The 469-nt window shown below is 69.3% G+C and carries 1 protein-coding gene; it reads left to right on the forward strand.

The window, feature by feature from the left end:
• The coding region (locus AC1DSF_RS30785) for an anthrone oxygenase family protein (RefSeq protein ID WP_478184103.1) at nucleotides 1-469 on the forward strand (469 nt) is incomplete at both ends.

Consider the following 469-nt stretch of genomic DNA (forward strand, 5'->3'; position numbering starts at 1 on the left):
CCCCTGGACCCCCGCCCCGCTTGCCGCCCCCGCCGCCGCCGGCGCTGCCGCGGAGGCCAAGACCCGCGTCTGGATCGGCCGTTGGCTGGTCTCCAGCGCGGTCGCCAACGGCCTGATGGCCGGCACCTACGTGCTCTTCAGCGTCTGGGTCATGCCGATGCTCGGCCGCAAGAACGACGCCGGCTTCGTCGACAGCATGCAGAAGATCAACGTGCAGATCGAGAACCCGCTGTTCTTCGCCGCGTTCTTCGGTGCCATGGCGTTCCCCGCGATCGCCGCCTGGAAGCAGCGCAAGACCGGTGGCGGCACCGCGATGAAGTGGGCCGTCGCCGCGTTCGCCCTCTACACGACCACGGTGCTGACCACGTCCGGCATCAACGTCCCCCTCAACGAGATGCTCGCGAGCAAGGGCGACGCCAACCCGGCCAAGGCCCGCGCCGACTTCGAGGACGTCTGGAACCTGTGGAAC

The organism is Variovorax sp. 01N429, from assembly GCF_056399425.1.